The sequence below is a fragment of the Burkholderia sp. AU38729 genome (assembly GCF_020419725.1).
GTDB lineage: Bacteria > Pseudomonadota > Gammaproteobacteria > Burkholderiales > Burkholderiaceae > Burkholderia.
This window is the reverse complement of record NZ_JAIZQO010000011.1, coordinates 334,526-349,532: the sequence shown is the minus strand read 5'-3', so window position 1 is coordinate 349,532 and position 15,007 is coordinate 334,526. Positions and strand designations below refer to the sequence as shown.

The 15,007-nt window shown below is 67.7% G+C and carries 14 protein-coding genes; 5 read left to right on the top strand and 9 right to left on the bottom strand.

Annotation, left to right across the window (positions count from 1 at the left end):
* The first annotated feature begins 18 nt into the window (after nt 1-18).
* Entirely contained in the window at nt 19-501 is a 483-nt protein-coding gene (locus LGM56_RS28435) for an Lrp/AsnC family transcriptional regulator (RefSeq protein ID WP_089496149.1), read from the top strand.
* A 104-nt stretch (nt 502-605) separates the two neighbouring features.
* Here LGM56_RS28435 and garD read toward each other — a convergent pair whose 3' ends face one another.
* Entirely contained in the window at nt 606-2,159 is a 1,554-nt protein-coding gene (garD, locus tag LGM56_RS28430; protein ID WP_226207371.1) for a galactarate dehydratase, read from the bottom strand.
* 229 nt (nt 2,160-2,388) lie between these two features.
* Between garD and kdgD the strand changes: the two genes are divergently transcribed.
* A complete protein-coding gene (kdgD, locus tag LGM56_RS28425) occupies nt 2,389-3,303 on the top strand; it encodes a 5-dehydro-4-deoxyglucarate dehydratase (protein WP_226207370.1) in 915 nt (304 codons plus the stop codon).
* A gap of 136 nt (nt 3,304-3,439) precedes the next feature.
* On the opposite strand, the gene LGM56_RS28420 is transcribed toward kdgD, so the two are convergent.
* Together LGM56_RS28420 and LGM56_RS28415 are read right to left on the bottom strand one after the other, a co-directional pair.
* Nucleotides 3,440-3,991 (bottom strand): hypothetical protein, encoded by a 552-nt coding sequence (locus LGM56_RS28420; RefSeq protein ID WP_089429010.1) that lies wholly within the window; start codon nt 3,989-3,991, stop codon nt 3,440-3,442.
* A 256-nt stretch (nt 3,992-4,247) separates the two neighbouring features.
* Nucleotides 4,248-5,825, bottom strand: coding sequence for an aldehyde dehydrogenase (NADP(+)) (locus LGM56_RS28415; RefSeq protein ID WP_226207369.1), 1,578 nt, complete (start codon nt 5,823-5,825; stop codon nt 4,248-4,250).
* A gap of 247 nt (nt 5,826-6,072) precedes the next feature.
* Here LGM56_RS28415 and LGM56_RS28410 point away from each other — a divergent pair, with 247 nt between their 5' ends.
* The gene (locus LGM56_RS28410) at nt 6,073-7,452 is read left to right on the top strand and encodes an MFS transporter (RefSeq protein WP_226207368.1); all 1,380 of its coding nucleotides are present in this window, start codon (nt 6,073-6,075) and stop codon (nt 7,450-7,452) included.
* Nucleotides 7,453-7,530: 78 nt separating this feature from the next.
* Here the strand turns inward: LGM56_RS28410 and LGM56_RS28405 are convergent, their stop codons facing one another.
* On the bottom strand, nt 7,531-8,256 hold the full coding sequence (locus tag LGM56_RS28405) for a site-2 protease family protein (protein WP_226207367.1): 726 nt from the start codon (nt 8,254-8,256) through the stop codon (nt 7,531-7,533).
* On the bottom strand, nt 8,253-9,215 hold the full coding sequence (locus LGM56_RS28400; protein ID WP_226207366.1) for a DUF2167 domain-containing protein: 963 nt from the start codon (nt 9,213-9,215) through the stop codon (nt 8,253-8,255). The genes LGM56_RS28405 and LGM56_RS28400 overlap by 4 nt, the downstream gene beginning before the upstream one ends.
* Nucleotides 9,216-9,410: 195 nt before the next feature.
* Here LGM56_RS28400 and LGM56_RS28395 point away from each other — a divergent pair, with 195 nt between their 5' ends.
* Together LGM56_RS28395 and LGM56_RS28390 are read left to right on the top strand one after the other, a co-directional pair.
* Entirely contained in the window at nt 9,411-10,259 is an 849-nt protein-coding gene (locus tag LGM56_RS28395) for a helix-turn-helix domain-containing protein (protein ID WP_226207365.1), read from the top strand.
* A gap of 211 nt (nt 10,260-10,470) precedes the next feature.
* Complete coding sequence (locus LGM56_RS28390; RefSeq protein WP_226207364.1) at nt 10,471-11,499, top strand: hypothetical protein; 1,029 nt, start codon at nt 10,471-10,473, stop codon at nt 11,497-11,499.
* A 33-nt stretch (nt 11,500-11,532) separates the two neighbouring features.
* Here LGM56_RS28390 and LGM56_RS28385 read toward each other — a convergent pair whose 3' ends face one another.
* The 4 genes from LGM56_RS28385 to folE2 are packed head-to-tail and all read right to left on the bottom strand — an operon-like array spanning nt 11,533 to nt 14,971.
* Nucleotides 11,533-12,915: a dihydroorotase gene (locus LGM56_RS28385; RefSeq protein WP_226207363.1), complete on the bottom strand. Its 1,383-nt coding sequence runs from the start codon at nt 12,913-12,915 to the stop codon at nt 11,533-11,535.
* A 3-nt stretch (nt 12,916-12,918) separates the two neighbouring features.
* The gene (locus tag LGM56_RS28380; RefSeq protein ID WP_089433370.1) at nt 12,919-13,479 is read right to left on the bottom strand and encodes a carbonate dehydratase; all 561 of its coding nucleotides are present in this window, start codon (nt 13,477-13,479) and stop codon (nt 12,919-12,921) included.
* Entirely contained in the window at nt 13,479-14,057 is a 579-nt protein-coding gene (locus LGM56_RS28375; RefSeq protein WP_226207362.1) for a 6-pyruvoyl trahydropterin synthase family protein, read from the bottom strand. Before LGM56_RS28375 ends, LGM56_RS28380 begins: the two co-directional genes overlap by 1 nt.
* Nucleotides 14,051-14,971: a GTP cyclohydrolase FolE2 gene (gene folE2 / locus LGM56_RS28370; RefSeq protein ID WP_226207361.1), complete on the bottom strand. Its 921-nt coding sequence runs from the start codon at nt 14,969-14,971 to the stop codon at nt 14,051-14,053. The genes LGM56_RS28375 and folE2 overlap by 7 nt, the downstream gene beginning before the upstream one ends.
* Nucleotides 14,972-15,007 lie beyond the last annotated feature (36 nt).

The window sequence follows — 15,007 nt, the reverse complement described above, 5'->3', positions numbered from 1 at the left end:
CTCTCCGAAGGAAATCCGATGAATCCTGCCGCCGCGCCGCTCGACGACTTCGACCTGCGGATCCTCGCCCGCCTCCAGCACGACAACCAGATCACCAACCAGGCGCTCGCCGCCGAGATCGGCCTCAGCCCGCCCGCGTGCCTGCGACGCGTGAAGCGGCTGCGCGACGAGCACTACATCCAGCAGGACGTGTCCGTCGTCGATCCGACCAAGGTCGGCCTCCCGTTGACGATGCTGGTGCTCGTGCAGGTCGAGCGCGAACGGGTCGACCTGCTCGACGAATTCAAGCGGTTCCTGAAATCGCTGCCGGAAGTCATGCAGTGTTATGTGGTGACGGGCCGTGCGGATTTCGTGCTGATGATCGCGATGCGCGACATCGACCACTACGAGGAGTTTTCCACGCGCGTGTTTCGGCAACACCACAACATCCGTCACTTCGAGACGATGGTCGTGATGTCACGCGTGAAGGTGGGGCTGTCGCTGCCGATCGGCATCGAGTGACGACCGCCCGGCCCGGACGCGGGCCCGTGCACGTGCACGAGCCGCCGCGATGAAAACGGGCGCCCTCGGGCGCCCGCTTCGTCCGGCGGCAACAGCCGCGCGCGTCAGGTCACCGGCGCCGGATTGAACAGCGTCAGCGCGTTCGCGAGCTTCCATTGCTCGGCCCACGTGCGGCGCTTGCCGCTCGCGACGTCGAGCATCAGCCGGAACAGTGCCCAGCCGGTGTCCTCGATCGTGGCCGCGCCGGTCGCGATCTGCCCCGCGTCGAGGTCCATGAGGTCGTGCCAGCGGCGCGCGAGGTCGCTGCGCGTCGCGACCTTGATCACCGGCACCTGCGCGAGCCCGTACGGCGTGCCGCGGCCGGTCGTGAAGATGTGGAGGTTCATCCCGGCCGCGAGCTGCAGCGTGCCGCAGATGAAATCGCTCGCGGGCGTCGCCGCGTACAGCAGCCCCTTCTGCTTCGCGCGATCGCCGGGACGCACGACGCCGGCGATCGGCGCGCTGCCCGATTTCACGATCGATCCCATCGCCTTCTCGACGATGTTCGACAGGCCGCCCTTCTTGTTGCCGGGCGTCGTGTTCGCGCTGCGGTCGACGCGGCCGCGCTGCAGGTAGCGGTCGTACCAGTCCATCTCGCGGATGATCTCGCGCGCCACGTCCTCGTTCGCCGCGCGCGACGTGAGCTGCGCGACGCCATCGCGCACTTCCGTCACCTCGGAGAACATGATCGTCGCGCCCGCGCGCACCAGCAGGTCGGCCGCGAAGCCGACGGCCGGGTTCGCGGTGAGCCCCGAGAACGCATCGCTGCCGCCGCACTGCACACCGACGACGAGATCCGATGCCGGGCACGTCTCGCGGCGGCGGCGGTTGAGCCGCTCGAGATGCGATTCGGCCATCTTCATGATCGAGTCGATCATCGAGTTGAAGCCGACGTGCGCGGTGTCCTGCAGGCACACCACGCCGCCGTTGTCGGCCGCACCGTCGGCCGCGACCGGAATCGTGCCGGGCGGCAGCAGGCGCTCGGGCTGCAGCTTCTCGCAGCCGAGGCTCACGGTCATCACCTCGCCGCCGAAGTTCGGATTCAGGCTGATGTTGCGCAGCGTGCGGATCGGGATGTCGGCGTCGGGCGCGTCGATCGCCACGCCGCAACCGTACGTGTGCTCGAGCCCGACCACGTCGTCGACGTTCGGGTAGCGCGGCAGCAGCTCGGCCTTGATCCGCTTCACCGCGTGCTCGACGACGCCCGACACGCACTGCACGGTCGTCGTGATCGCGAGGAGGTTGCGGGTGCCGACCGAGCCGTCGGCATTGCGGAAGCCCTCGAACGTATAGCCTTCGAGCGGCGGCAGCGGCGGCGCGGCGCGCGTCGCGAGCGGCAGGTCGTCGAGCCCCGGCGGCTCGGGCATGCGCATCGTGCGCTCGTTGACCCAGCTGCCGCGGCGCAGCTCGACCAGCGCATAGCCGATCACCACGTTGTAGCGGACGATCGGGTCGCCGGCCGCGAGATCGACCAGCGCAACCTTGTGCCCCTGCGGCACGCCTTCGCGCAGCGTCAGCCCGTCGGCGAACGTCGCGCCCTCGGGCAGGCCGCCGTCGTTGACGACGATCGCGACGTTGTCGTCCGGATGCACACGGATATAGAGCGGGGAAGCAGTCATCGGAATTCCTGGAGGCTATCGGCCATATCGTTAGTCATCATATGACATTAGACCTTGCTCGGCGATGCTGCGTAAACCCTTATCCGGAAAGACCCTACTATTTATCGACCAGCAAACCGCTTGCGTCGCCCCTCCCCTCGTTGTACGATGACATACAACGACATCGCCAATGTGGCTCGTATGCCGTTCCCAACGAACCCAGCACTCGCGCTAGACGGACGACCCAACCATGACCTCACCGCAAGAACTCAAACAGATCATTTCCCACGGCCTGCTGTCGTTTCCGCTGACGGATTTCGACGCCGACGGCAGCTTCCGCCCGTCCACCTATGCCGAGCGCCTGGAATGGCTCGCGCCGTACGGTGCGAGCGCGCTGTTCGCGGCCGGCGGCACCGGTGAATTCTTCTCGCTCACGCAGCGCGAGTATTCGGACGTGATCCGTGTCGCGACGGAAACCTGCAAGGGCAAGGTGCCGATCCTCGCCGGCGCGGGCGGCGCGACGCGCGTCGCGATCGAATATGCGCAGGAGGCCGAGCGCCTCGGCGCGAGCGGCGTGCTGCTGATGCCGCATTACCTGACCGAAGCCAGCCAGGAAGGGATCGCCGACCACGTCGAGCAGGTGTGCCGTGCGCTGAAGATCGGTGTCGTGGTGTACAACCGCGCGAATTCGAAGCTGAACGCCGACATGCTCGAGCGCCTCGCCGATCGTTGCCCGAACCTGATCGGCTTCAAGGACGGCGTGGGCGAAATCGAAAGCATGGTGACGATCCGCCGCCGCCTCGGCGACCGGTTCGCGTACCTCGGTGGCCTGCCGACGGCTGAAGTCTATGCCGCCGCGTACAAGGCGCTCGGCGTGCCGGTGTATTCGTCGGCCGTGTTCAACTTCATCCCGAAGACGGCGATGGAATTCTACGAAGCGATCGCGAAGGACGACCACGCCACGGTCGGCCGCCTGATCGACGAATTCTTCCTGCCGTACCTGAAGATCCGCAATCGCCGCGCGGGCTATGCGGTCAGCATCGTGAAGGCGGGCGCGAAGCTCGTCGGCCATGACGCAGGCCCGGTGCGCGCGCCGCTCGTCGATCTCACCGATGCAGAAGCGGCGGAGCTCGACGTGCTGATCAAGAAGATGGGGCCGCAATAAGCGGTGTTCGTCGGCGGCGCACGTCGCATTGGCACCGCGCCGGCAGTGCTACATCGCGGCCGGCATTCTCCGGCCGCGCCCTTTTGCGCGCTTTCCGCGATGACGCACGCATCCGCCGCCATGCGTGTCGCCACCGTCACATCTGCGCGATGACCCCGACGATCCGGTAACGCACGTTCCCCAGCTTGACGCGCGTCGCCTCGATCTGGTCCTGCGCACCCGACCGCGCGCGCGAATTCGATTCGCTGCCAAGGATCTGCCCGAGTACGTCGCGGTCAACGACCGCGTCGAAGAACCGGCCGACCGTGATCGTCGCCGACTGCTTCGCGGTCGCGAGCTGGCTGTTCGCCTGCATCAACGCTTCGGTGCGCAGGCCCGGATCGCGTTCATCGATGCCGCGCCGGTACTGGAGCGCGAACACCAGCGCTTCCATGTCCTGCCGGAAACGGCGAACGGCTTGACCGAACACGAGCGAATGCGCGTCGGAGCCCGTGACGAGCCGCCCCTGGTTGATCGTGATGTCGAATTCGCTGCCGCCCAGGTCGCGCTGGAATTCCAGCAGTGCATTCGCGAGCACGCGTCCTTCGCTGTACTGGCCAATCTGGGTGCGCACGGATTTCGCGACGTCGCCGATCGCTTTCCACAATCCGGCCGCGAACAGATGGTCGCCACGTTTGTTGATATTCATGGATTCGGTACCCTTTTAGACTTTTTCTGGATCTCTCAGGCTTCGCCCGCGGGTCGGTCGACCCGGGGCTTCGGTACTGTAGGAGAAAAGCGCGGGCGGCGAAAGTCTGCCGGGGTGGCATGCATCCGTTCTCCGACAGTTTCCGAAGCACGCAAAAAAGGCGGAAGCAGCCGACCGGCTACCTCCGCCTTTCCGATTTCAGGCACGCAATCGGCGCATTGACCGCCGTCATGACGCCATCAGCCGTGCGTGACGATTACTCCGCCTTCCCGTCCCGCAGCCGCGGAATCGCGAGCGGATTGCTTTCCTGCAACCCTTCCGGCAGCAGATCGTCCGGGAAATCCTGGTAGCACACCGGCCGCAGGAAACGCTCGATCGCCGTCGCGCCGACCGACGTGACGGCCGGGTTCGACGTGGCCGGGAACGGCCCGCCGTGCACCATCGCGTCGCACACCTCGACGCCGGTCGGGTAGCCGTTGAGCAGCAGGCGGCCCGCCTTGCGTTCAAGGATCGGCAGCAGCCGGCGCGCGAGCGGCTTGTCGTCGGCATCCATCTGCAGCGTGGCCGTCAGCTGGCCTTCGAGCGCTTCGAGCACGCGCGCGACTTCGTCGAGATCGCGGCAACGCACGATCAGCGACGCCGGCCCGAACACCTCGTGGCTGAACGCCGGCTCGGCGAGGAACGCCTGCGCGCCGACTTCGTACAGCGCGCCGCCGGCCTGGCAGTCGGTCTGCGCCGCCTCGCCCGCGCCGATCTCGCGCACGCCCGGCAGTTCGGCCAGCTTGCCGCGGCCGTTGCGATACGCATCGGCGATGCCGCGCGTGAGCATCACGCCGGCCGGCTTCTTCGCAAGCGCCTGCGCGGCAACGGTTTCGAAGCGGTCGAGATCGGGGCCGTCGATCGCGAGCACGAGGCCCGGGTTGGTACAGAACTGGCCGACGCCCAGCGTCAGCGAATCGACGAAGCCCGTCGCGATCGCGTCGCCGCGCGCGGCGAGCGCCGCCGGAAACAGCACGACGGGGTTGATGCTGCTCATTTCCGCGTAGACGGGAATCGGCTGCGGGCGCGCGTTCGCGAGCTCCACGAGCGCCATGCCGCCCTGCCGCGACCCCGTGAAGCCGACCGCCTGGACCGCCGGATGGCTGACGAGCGCCGCGCCGATCACGCGGCCGGGGCCGACCAGCAGCGAGAACACGCCCGCCGGCATCCCGGTTTTCGCGACGGCGGCGCGGATCGCGCGGCCGACCAGCTCGGACGTGCCGAGGTGCGCCTCGTGCGCCTTCACGATCACCGGGCAGCCGGCCGCGAGCGCCGACGCCGTATCGCCGCCGGCCACCGAGAACGCGAGCGGGAAATTGCTCGCGCCGAACACGACGACGGGCCCGAGCCCGACTTTCTGCAGCCGCAGGTCCGACCGCGGCAGCGGTGTGCGCGCCGGCTGCGCGGGATCGATCGACGCGGCGAGGAAGCGCCCGTCGCGCACGACGCGCGCGAACAGCCGGAGCTGGCCGACGGTGCGGCCGCGCTCGCCCTGCAGCCGCGCGACGGGCAGGCCCGTTTCGGCGTGCGCACGCTCGATCAGCGCGTCGCCGAGCGCGACGATTTCATCCGCGATCGCGTCGAGAAACGCCGCACGGGCCGCGAGCGGCTGCGCGCGGTACGCGTCGAATGCATCGCGCGCGAGTTCGCATGCGCGCTCGACGTCGGCCTGCGCCGCAACGCCGAACGCCGGCGCGTCGATCGGCTCGCCCTTCGACGGGTCGAACGCGCGCAAGGTACCGGCCGAGCCGGCGACCGCTTCGGCGCCGATCAGCATCTCTCCAGTCAGTTGCATGGGGTGTGCTCCGTGGTTCGGGAATAGATCGCTCATTGTAGCTCAACAGATATGATGTCCGCCCACCTAGCATCAATATCCGCGTCGATTGTCGGGTTGGCGCCGACGCGAGCAAAACCCTTATTTCACGCGCCAATATCTGGGATTTTCACTCTTTCACGCCATCATTCAGAGGGAAAACCCGAGGTTTCTGCGCCTGATTATTACCAATAAACTGTCGCCAAGTCATACGACGACATACATTAAAGTGCCTAATCAAACCCCTTCTCGCGAGCTTCCGCTCGACCTCGCGCGCACCGCGCGCCGGACCGCCGTGCGCTACGGGATCCTGGCGATGCTGTTCGTCGTCACGACGCTCAACTATGCGGACCGCGCGACGCTGTCGATCACCGGCACGCCGATCCGCAAGGCGTTCGGCATCGATCCGGTGACGATGGGCTACATCTTCTCGGCGTTCAGCTGGGCGTACGTGCTCGCGCAACTGCCGAGCGGCTGGCTGCTGGACCGCTTCGGCGCGCGGCGCGTGTATGCGGCCAGCATCTTCCTGTGGTCGGCGTTCACGCTGCTGCAGAGCACGATCGGCCTCGGCGGCAGCGCCGCGTTCGCGGTCGCCGCGCTGTTCGCGATGCGCTTCGCGGTCGGCATCGCCGAAGCCCCCGCCTTTCCGGCGAACGCGAAAGTGGTCGCGAGCTGGTTCCCGACCGCCGAACGCGGCACCGCGTCGGCGATCTTCAACGCCGCGCAGTACTTCGCGGCCGTGGTGTTCTCGCCGCTGATGGCGTGGCTCACGCATGCGTACGGCTGGCACCAGGTGTATCTGTGGCTCGGCCTCGCGGGCATCGCGCTCGCGTTCCTGTGGCTGCGGGTCATGAAGGATCCGGCCGACCATCCGGCCGTGAACCGCGCGGAACTCGACCATATCGAGCAAGGCGGCGGCCTCGTGCGCACCGCTGCACGCAGCAGCAACGGCGCGCGCTCCGAAAGCAGCCGCGTGGCCGGCTGGTACTACGTGCGCCAGCTGCTGTCGAACCGGATGCTGATCGGCGTGTACCTCGGCCAGTACTGCGTGAACGTGCTCACGTACTTCTTCCTCACGTGGTTCCCGATCTACCTCGTGCAGGCGCGCGGCATGTCGCTGCTGAAGGCCGGCTTCATGACGTCGCTGCCCGCGATCTGCGGGTTCCTCGGCGGCGTGCTCGGCGGGATGCTGTCGGACGGGCTGATCCGCCGCGGCGTGTCGCTCACGCTCGCGCGGAAGATCCCGATCGTCGGCGGGATGGCGCTGTCGATGGTCATCATCGGGTGCAACTACGTCGACAGCGAAGTGCTGGTGATCGTGCTGATGGCCGTGTCGTTCTTCGGCAAGGGGATCGGCTCGCTCGGCTGGGCCGTCGTCGCGGATACCGCGCCGAAGGAAGCGATCGGCCTGTCGGGCAGCCTGTTCAACATGTTCGGCAACACGGCCGGCATCGTCGCGCCGATCGCGATCGGCTACCTCGTCGGCGCGAGCGGCTCGTTCAACGGCGCGCTCGTGTTCGTCGGGCTGAACGCGCTCGTCACCGTGTTCAGCTATCTCGTGATCGTGAAGGACATCAAACGCGTCGAACTGCGTCATCGCGACGCCTGACGTTCGGCTTCAAGACAAAGCAACGGCGGCCGCATGAAAACGGCCGCCGTTGTTGCATCGGATACCCGGTATCAGCAGTCAGATCGACGAATGTGCGACGCGTAGCATGTCATGCACGCCGGACGTCATCAGCGCGAGGAACGCGAGCAGGCCCACGTAGCAGAGCGCGTACGTCGTCTTCGTCTCGATCGATGTCGCGTAGTACACGCGGTTCTCCGGCGCGTCGGGATCGTAGCGCCACGCGCGCTTCAGCTGCGGCAGCGCGAGGATCGCCATCACGATCAGCAACGGGCTCGGGCGGTACACGAACAGCGCGATCAGCACCGGCACGCCCGCGAACCAGATGCGCGGCGACAGCACCGCGGTGATCCGCCCGCCGTCGAACGGCGACAGCGGAATCATGTTGAACAGGTTCAGGAAGAAGCCCGTGTACGACAGCGCGAGCAGCAGGTTGCTGTCGGTGTGGCGCGCGGCCGCGTAGCAGGCCAGCGCACCGAGCGTGCCGACGAACGGCCCGGCGAGCCCGACGTACGCCTCGGTTTCCGCGTCGTGCGGCATCTCCTTCAGCTGGATCCACGCGCCGACGAACGGGATGAAAGTCGGCAGCCCGACGTCGAGCCCGCGCCGCTGCGCGGCGAGGTAGTGGCCGGCTTCGTGCACCAGCAGCAGCGCCACGAAACCGGCTGCGAACCGCCAGCCGTAGAACAGCGCGTAGACCGCGATCGACGCCAGCATGGTGCCCGCCGACATGAGCACCTTGCCGAGCTTGAGGCCGCCGAAGATCAGCAGCAACAGCTTCGTCATTCCTTGCGCTCCGTGCCGGATACGTCGGATACGCCGGATGCCTCGGCGACGGCCGGCACCGCGGCCGCCTTCGGCTTGCGCCCGAAGAAGCGCTTCAAAGCCGCGCCGCCGGCCAGCAGCGCGACCGCGCCGATCTTGAAGAACTTCACCGCGAACGCGCCGATCAGCGCGAGCAGGCCGAGCTTCTTCGCGCCGACGCCGACGATCAACGCCGCGAGGCCGTACTCGGCGACGTGGTCGGTCGACTTGTTGAAATCGGCATAGCGCTTGCCGTCGTTGAAGCGGATGTTCGACAGCAGCTCGTCGGCCGACGCCTTGTATTTCGGCAGATCGGCCAGCGTCGACGCCATCGTCAGCGACAGGTAGCCGTCACGGCCGAGCACGAGCGTCCGGTAGTTCACGCCGTCGTTCTCGGCGTTCGGGGCCGCGCCCTTGTCGCGGATGATCGCGGACCACACGAGCCGGTGCGTGGCGGCGTCGTACGCGGGCGCCTTCGCCCAGCCGACCACCTCGGTCTCCGGCAGGCCGCGCTCCTTGCGCCCCGGGTTGTCTTCCTCGGTGCCGGACTGCAGGCTCTTCAGCAGCTCGTCGGGCTTCCAGTCCTTCGCGTCGTCGTCGCGGATATAGCCGCTCGGCTCGAACGACACGACCGAGATCCAGTCGGCATCGGGATCGTCGGGCAGCACGAGGCCGACCAGCTTGGATTCGTCGATCGAGTTGCCCATCGAGCGCAGGTAGCGGCCGGCTTCGGCAGCCGGCACGAACGATTCGCCGGCTTTCAGCTTCAGCACGGCTTCGTGTTTCACGTCGATATCGGTCGGGCCCTTCACGACCGCGTCGTTGGCGGCCGCGGCGGCGGCCCTCATTTCCACCTGCGCAGCTTCGGTCTGCGCGTGGCCGGTGGTCGCGGCGAATGCGAGCGTCGCCACGCAGGCGAGCCGGACGGCAAGTTTTTTCATTGTTGGATTCCCCTGGAATGCCTTGTCGTAAATATGCACGGCACCGGCCCAGGCGTTTTCAATCGCGGGTCCGGCGTCGTCTCTCAGTTGGCACGGGGGCTATGGTAACGCAGCGCGGTGACACGCCGGGGAACGGCGCGATGCTTACGTCCGAGGTAATGCCCAAGCTGCGCGGGATTGCCTATCATCTGCCACATGAACCCGACCGCCGCCCTCCATTCGCCCTCCCCGTCCGCCGGCCGCGCGCCAGGCATCGGCCCGCTGCTGCGCACGTGGCGGCAACGCCGGCGCCTGAGCCAGATGGCGCTCGCGCTCGACGCGGACGTCTCCGCGCGCCACCTGAGCTTCGTCGAATCGGGCCGCGCGCAGCCGAGCCGCGAGATGGTGCTGCATCTCGCCGAGCGTCTCGACGTGCCGCTGCGCGAGCGCAATGCGCTGCTCGTCGCGGCCGGCTTCGCGCCGCTGTTCCGCGAACGGCCGTTTTCGGATCCGCAACTGGATGCCGCGCGCCATGCGGTCGACGCCGTGCTGCGCGGCCACGAGCCTTATCCGGCGCTCGCTGTGGACCGCCACTGGACGCTGCTCGCCGCGAACCGGATGCTCGGCGCGCTGGTCGCGCAGGCCGACCCGGCGCTGCTGCAGCCGCCCGTCAACGTGCTGCGGCTGAGCCTGCATCCGGACGGGCTCGCGTCGCAGATCGTCAACTGGCACGAATGGCGCGCGCACATCCTGCATCGGCTGCAGCGGCAGATCGATGCGAGCGGCGACCGCACGCTGCACACGCTGCGCGACGAACTCGCCGCGTATCCGGCGCCGGCCGGCCAGCCCGACGACACGCAGGCGCGCACCGACTTCGCGGAGATCGCCGTGCCGCTGCGGCTGCGCACGGCGGCCGGCGAACTGACGTTCTTCAGCACGACGACGGTGTTCGGCACGCCGGTCGACGTGACGCTGTCGGAACTCGCGATCGAGGCGTTCTTTCCGGCGAACCCGGAGACGGTGGAGGCCATGCGGGCGCTGGCGGATGCGTTGCCGGTGGAGTAATGTCGGCGTGCGGGTCGGCGGCGTGCACATCCCGCTCTCGTCGGAACGTTGCGTTTGCACACTACAATGAGCGCCATCCGCGCCGGACCTCGGCATCGCGTTTGCCACGGGCCGGACGGCCCGTGTCAGCTCCTCCGTTGACGATGCCGGCATGTCCTGGCTTTGACCGGGCAAGACTCATCATGAATCCGCTCAGGCACTCGCCGCTCCAATGATTCCTGCTCCGCTTTTCTCCGGCGCCTTCCTCGCCATTCTCGGCATTTCGTTTCTGGCGACTGTCGCCGTGCTGCTTTGGGTCGTCACGCTAACGTTTTCTCCCGATGCGCGACGCGCATTTCGCGCGCGCTGGATACGCAAGTCCGCCCTGCTCGGCGTGCTCTGCTGGATGAGCAGCTTGTTCGTCGCGTTGGCAATCGCCTATTTGAAGATCGATCTGGATGCACGAAAGAAAGACGCCGCGGAACATCCCACGCTGGAAAAGACCACCCGGCTGACGGGCATCGACATGCCGCCCGGCACACAACTGTCGCTCGACACCGCCGGCGACATGCATTCGTTCGACACAGCCGTGTTTCCGCGCGAGGTCGATGTCTACGGCATCCCCGCCAAGGCGGTGGAGGTCCGGTCGGAATTCGACGACGAAGCGCCGCGGAACGACCGGAACCCCGTCCACCTCACTGCGCTGGGGCTGACGATCACCGGCCCCCGCTCGCTCGACGGATGGGTGTGCGATGCAGGCCAACCGATGGAAATCGTCTTGCGCAACGACGCCCGGACCAAGTCGCTGTGGTGGTGTCGTCTGGCCGACGGCAATCGGGTAGCCGACGCCATCGTTCCGGCCGGATCGGACTTGATCCGTGACACGACCACCTATGGTGACGATCTGCGCGACGACGACTACTGGCGTATCGATGTTGCCCAAGGGGGCGTATTTCAACTGGCGGGGCTGGCGCTGCACGGCGCGAGACTGCGACTCGACCGGCAGCATCGCATCGTCGCCTTCACATCTGCGACGCTGGCACGCGCAATCGACATCGGCGGCATCCATTACCCCGCCGGGACCGCGGTCTCCTCCGCGTTGCGCGGGCTCCGCGAGAAGTATCCCGGCGCCTGGGTCTTCACACCGACGCGCGGTCAGCCGGCGATCAGCAAAACCAATGGGCCGATCGCCGAAGGCATGTCGATCGTCCAGGCGCCGTCGGGAAAGACCTACGCGCTCGTGCGGGATGCGGCTTACTGAGCGGACGCTGAACCGGGCAGCGCATCGTTAGGGTCAAGCCACCGCATCAAGAAACGCGACCGGCTGCCCGACCGGCCGCCCATTCAGTGCCTCGTCACGCACGACAACCTGCCCGCGCACGACCGTATGCACGGGCCAGCCCGTCACCGCGCACCCGTCGTACGGCGTCCAGCCACTCACGCTGGCAATCCATTCGTCCCGGATGACGCGACGCGCCTGCAAGTCGACGATGCTGAAATCGGCGTCGTAGCCCGCCGCGATCCGCCCTTTCCCCGCGATGCCGAAGATGCGCGCCGGCCCGGCGCTCGTCAGGTCGACCAGCCGCGCGAGGCTCAGGCGGCCCGCCTGCACGTGATCGAGCATCAGCGGCAGCAGCGTCTGCACGCCGGTCATCCCGCTCGGCGATTGCGGATAGGGCCGGCGTTTTTCGTCGCGCGTATGCGGCGCGTGATCGCTGCCGATCACATCGACCACGCCATCTCGCACGGCCTGCCAAAGCGCATCCTGATGATGCCGCTCGCGCACCGGCGGATTCATCTGCGCGAACGTGCCGAGCCGCGCGTAGCAATCGGGCGCGTGCAGGCTCAGGTGATGCGGCGTGACCTCGACGGTCACGCGATGCCGGTGTTGCGCGAGAAACGCCATTTCCCCGGCAGTGGACACGTGCAGCACATGCAGCCGCCGGCCCGTCTCGGCGGCCAGCCCGACGATGCGCCGCGTCGCCGCCAGCGCGCTTTCCTCGTCGCGCCAGCGAGGATGATCACGCACATCGCCGCTCGCTTCGACGAGCGCCCGGCGTTCGCGCAGCCGCGCCTCGTCTTCCGCGTGCACGGCCATGCGCCGCCGCCCGTTACGCACGATCCGGCGCAACACGGCTTCGTCGTCGGCCAGCAGATCGCCGAACGAGCTGCCCATGAAGACCTTCACCCCCGCGCAGCCCGGCAGGTTTTCGAGCGCCGGCAGCCGTTCGGCATTCGCGGCCGAGCCGCCGATGTAGAACGCGTAGTCGCACCAGGCACGGCCGCGCGCAAGATCCAGCTTGGCCTGCAGGTCCTGCGCGGTCAGCGTCAGCGGATGCGTGTTGGGCATCTCGAAGATCGTCGTGACGCCGCCGAGCACCGCGCCGCGCGTGCCGGCCTCGAGGGTCTCCTTGTGCGTCAAGCCCGGTTCGCGGAAATGCACCTGGCTGTCGACGACGCCCGGCAACACGTGCAGGCCGCCGGCATCCAGCAGGACGTCGGCGCTCCACGTGCCGTGCAACGCGCCCAGCGCGACGACACGGCCGCCCACGCACGCGATGTCGATCCGCTCGGCTCCGTTGGGTGTCATCGCGGTGCCGCCATGCACGAGCAGGTCGGCGTGACGTCGCTGCAGCGCGTCGCTCACGCCCGCTTCACGTCGGATAGGCTCGTCCATGACTCAGAACTCGTTCTGGATGTGCTTGTAGCCCAGCACCAGCGCATTGTTCGTGCGTGCGACGTCCTCGGAGAAATCGCTCGCGTCGGCCGTCACCTGCGGCAACGCGGCGAGATCGGTTTCCGGCCCGATGCGCTCGGTCGAACGCACGTAGAACCCCGGCGGCAGATGGCAGCCGTCGACGACCGCGTTGTAGCGCACCACGCAGCCGTCGTCGATGGTGCAGTTGAACAGCACGCTGTTGAAGCCGACGAACACACCGTTGCCGACCTTGCACGGCCCGTGGACGATCGCGCGGTGCGCGATCGACGTGTGCTGGCCGATGGTGACGCTCGCGCCCGACTTCGAATGGATCACCACGCCGTCCTGGATGTTCGAATGCGCACCGATCACGATCGGCGCGATCCGGCCGCCGGCATCCGTTTCGTCGGCGCGGATCACCGCGTACGGGCCGATGAACACGTTCTCCTCGACGATCACGAGCCCGCACAGAATGGCGGTCGGATCGACGAAGGCGCTCGGGTGAATCTGCGGCAGGTCGCCGCGCGGGTTCTTTCTGATCATCAGGATTCCTGCGTTGAAAGGGGGCGGCCGCGCTTGATCCGCTCGAACAGGCCCGGATCGCGCCACTGTGCGGCGATTGCCGGCGCGAACACGATGTCGTCCAGGTCGATGCGACCCATGCGCGGGTTGAACGCATCGTCGCGAAAGCACTGCGCGTAACCGGTCTCGGTCTCGTGAACGATGATCGAATGCAGTCGCACGTCGGCTTCGCCGTTCGTCATGCGGGTGCTGGACAGTGCCGCATCGACGAGGCGAAAGAACACGCGCGAGAACTGCTCGGCGCTCGGCGACACGGGCAGCAGCACCCAGCGCTCGGAATGCCGGCGCATGCTCTCGACATAACACGGGTCGTCATCCGACCACAGCGTCACGGCGTGATCGAACGCGTCGATCAGCTCGCGCACGTCGCCCTTGAGCAGCCCGAAGTCGTAGATCATCTGCCCGTGATCCAGCGCGTGCGCTTCCAGCAGCAGCTCGACGCGGTACGAATGGCCGTGGATCGAATGCGAGCAGCGCCGCGTGCTGCAGCCGCGCACGACGTGCGCGTTCTCGAAGCGGAACAACTTGCGGATCAGCATGCGTCGGCGCCTTCGCGCACCGGCGCGGCCCAGGCGACCGCATCGTGCGGATGCAGGCTTTCCAGATGGCGCACGTGCACGCGCGGGGTCGCATGGTGGCCGTCCAGCGCGGCCTGGACCCGGCGCGCGGCGTCCTCGACGAACATCAGGTTCCCGCCGTTGAGCACCGCGAAGGCCTGCTCGTCCGCGCGCTTGACGGCCGTCTGCACCGGCGTGCCGAGCGCGTGCTCGATGCGATCGATCAGGTCGATCAGCCCCAGCGTCGCGCCATCGGCGGGCAACGCCACGCTGACGACGGCTTCGCTGCGCTGGCTGTGCGGCGTGGCCGCCGTCGCGTGCCGCTTCAGCCACGCGGCGACTGCCGCCGGCTCCACGCGATCGTCGCGGCCGAATGCCGCCAGGAACGCCTGCTCGACCCAGTGCCGCGACAGCGCGGCCGAGCACGGGCACGTCGACGAATAGACGACCGTCACCTGCGCGCGCAGCGCGAACCGGGAGCCGGTCAGCGTCGCGTCGAGCCGGACCGGATAGGCCTTCCATCCGGCCAGCCCGTCCGTCACCAGCGCGGCGCGGCGCGCCAGCAAGTCGAAGCGCAACCGGAGCCGCGCGCTGCGCGTGTCGCAGTCCCGATGGCTGTCGACCATCGCGTGCAGCACACGCTGAAGGCCGGCCGGCGACAGCGCCGCGCCATCATCGAGCCCGTCGAGCAGCCGGTACAGCCGCGACATGTGGATGCCCTTCACGTGCGGCGCGGGGAGATCGACCTGCACGTCGGCGCGCGCATGCACGTCGCGCCGGCAGCCGGGTTCGGCCACTGCAACGGGCAGGTCGATGCCCTGCATGCCGACCCATTCGAGCGGGCGGCCGCCCGGCGCGGCATCGGTCAGGGAAATATCGGGAAGCGGTGCGTTCATGCTCGAAATCCGGTGGAGCGCCTTCTCCATCCGGAT

What these genes read in the sequence shown, in the direction of transcription:
- LGM56_RS28435 (WP_089496149.1), top strand. Translation starts at nt 19, where the DNA reads ATGAATCCTGCCGCCGCGCCGCTCGACGACTTCGACCTGCGGATCCTC.
- garD (WP_226207371.1), bottom strand. Translation starts at nt 2,159, where the DNA reads ATGACTGCTTCCCCGCTCTATATCCGTGTGCATCCGGACGACAACGTC.
- kdgD (WP_226207370.1), top strand. Translation starts at nt 2,389, where the DNA reads ATGACCTCACCGCAAGAACTCAAACAGATCATTTCCCACGGCCTGCTG.
- LGM56_RS28420 (WP_089429010.1), bottom strand. Translation starts at nt 3,991, where the DNA reads ATGAATATCAACAAACGTGGCGACCATCTGTTCGCGGCCGGATTGTGG.
- LGM56_RS28415 (WP_226207369.1), bottom strand. Translation starts at nt 5,825, where the DNA reads ATGCAACTGACTGGAGAGATGCTGATCGGCGCCGAAGCGGTCGCCGGC.
- LGM56_RS28405 (WP_226207367.1), bottom strand. Translation starts at nt 8,256, where the DNA reads ATGACGAAGCTGTTGCTGCTGATCTTCGGCGGCCTCAAGCTCGGCAAG.
- LGM56_RS28400 (WP_226207366.1), bottom strand. Translation starts at nt 9,215, where the DNA reads ATGAAAAAACTTGCCGTCCGGCTCGCCTGCGTGGCGACGCTCGCATTC.
- LGM56_RS28395 (WP_226207365.1), top strand. Translation starts at nt 9,411, where the DNA reads ATGAACCCGACCGCCGCCCTCCATTCGCCCTCCCCGTCCGCCGGCCGC.
- LGM56_RS28390 (WP_226207364.1), top strand. Translation starts at nt 10,471, where the DNA reads ATGATTCCTGCTCCGCTTTTCTCCGGCGCCTTCCTCGCCATTCTCGGC.
- LGM56_RS28385 (WP_226207363.1), bottom strand. Translation starts at nt 12,915, where the DNA reads ATGGACGAGCCTATCCGACGTGAAGCGGGCGTGAGCGACGCGCTGCAG.
- LGM56_RS28380 (WP_089433370.1), bottom strand. Translation starts at nt 13,479, where the DNA reads ATGATCAGAAAGAACCCGCGCGGCGACCTGCCGCAGATTCACCCGAGC.
- LGM56_RS28375 (WP_226207362.1), bottom strand. Translation starts at nt 14,057, where the DNA reads ATGCTGATCCGCAAGTTGTTCCGCTTCGAGAACGCGCACGTCGTGCGC.
- folE2 (WP_226207361.1), bottom strand. Translation starts at nt 14,971, where the DNA reads ATGAACGCACCGCTTCCCGATATTTCCCTGACCGATGCCGCGCCGGGC.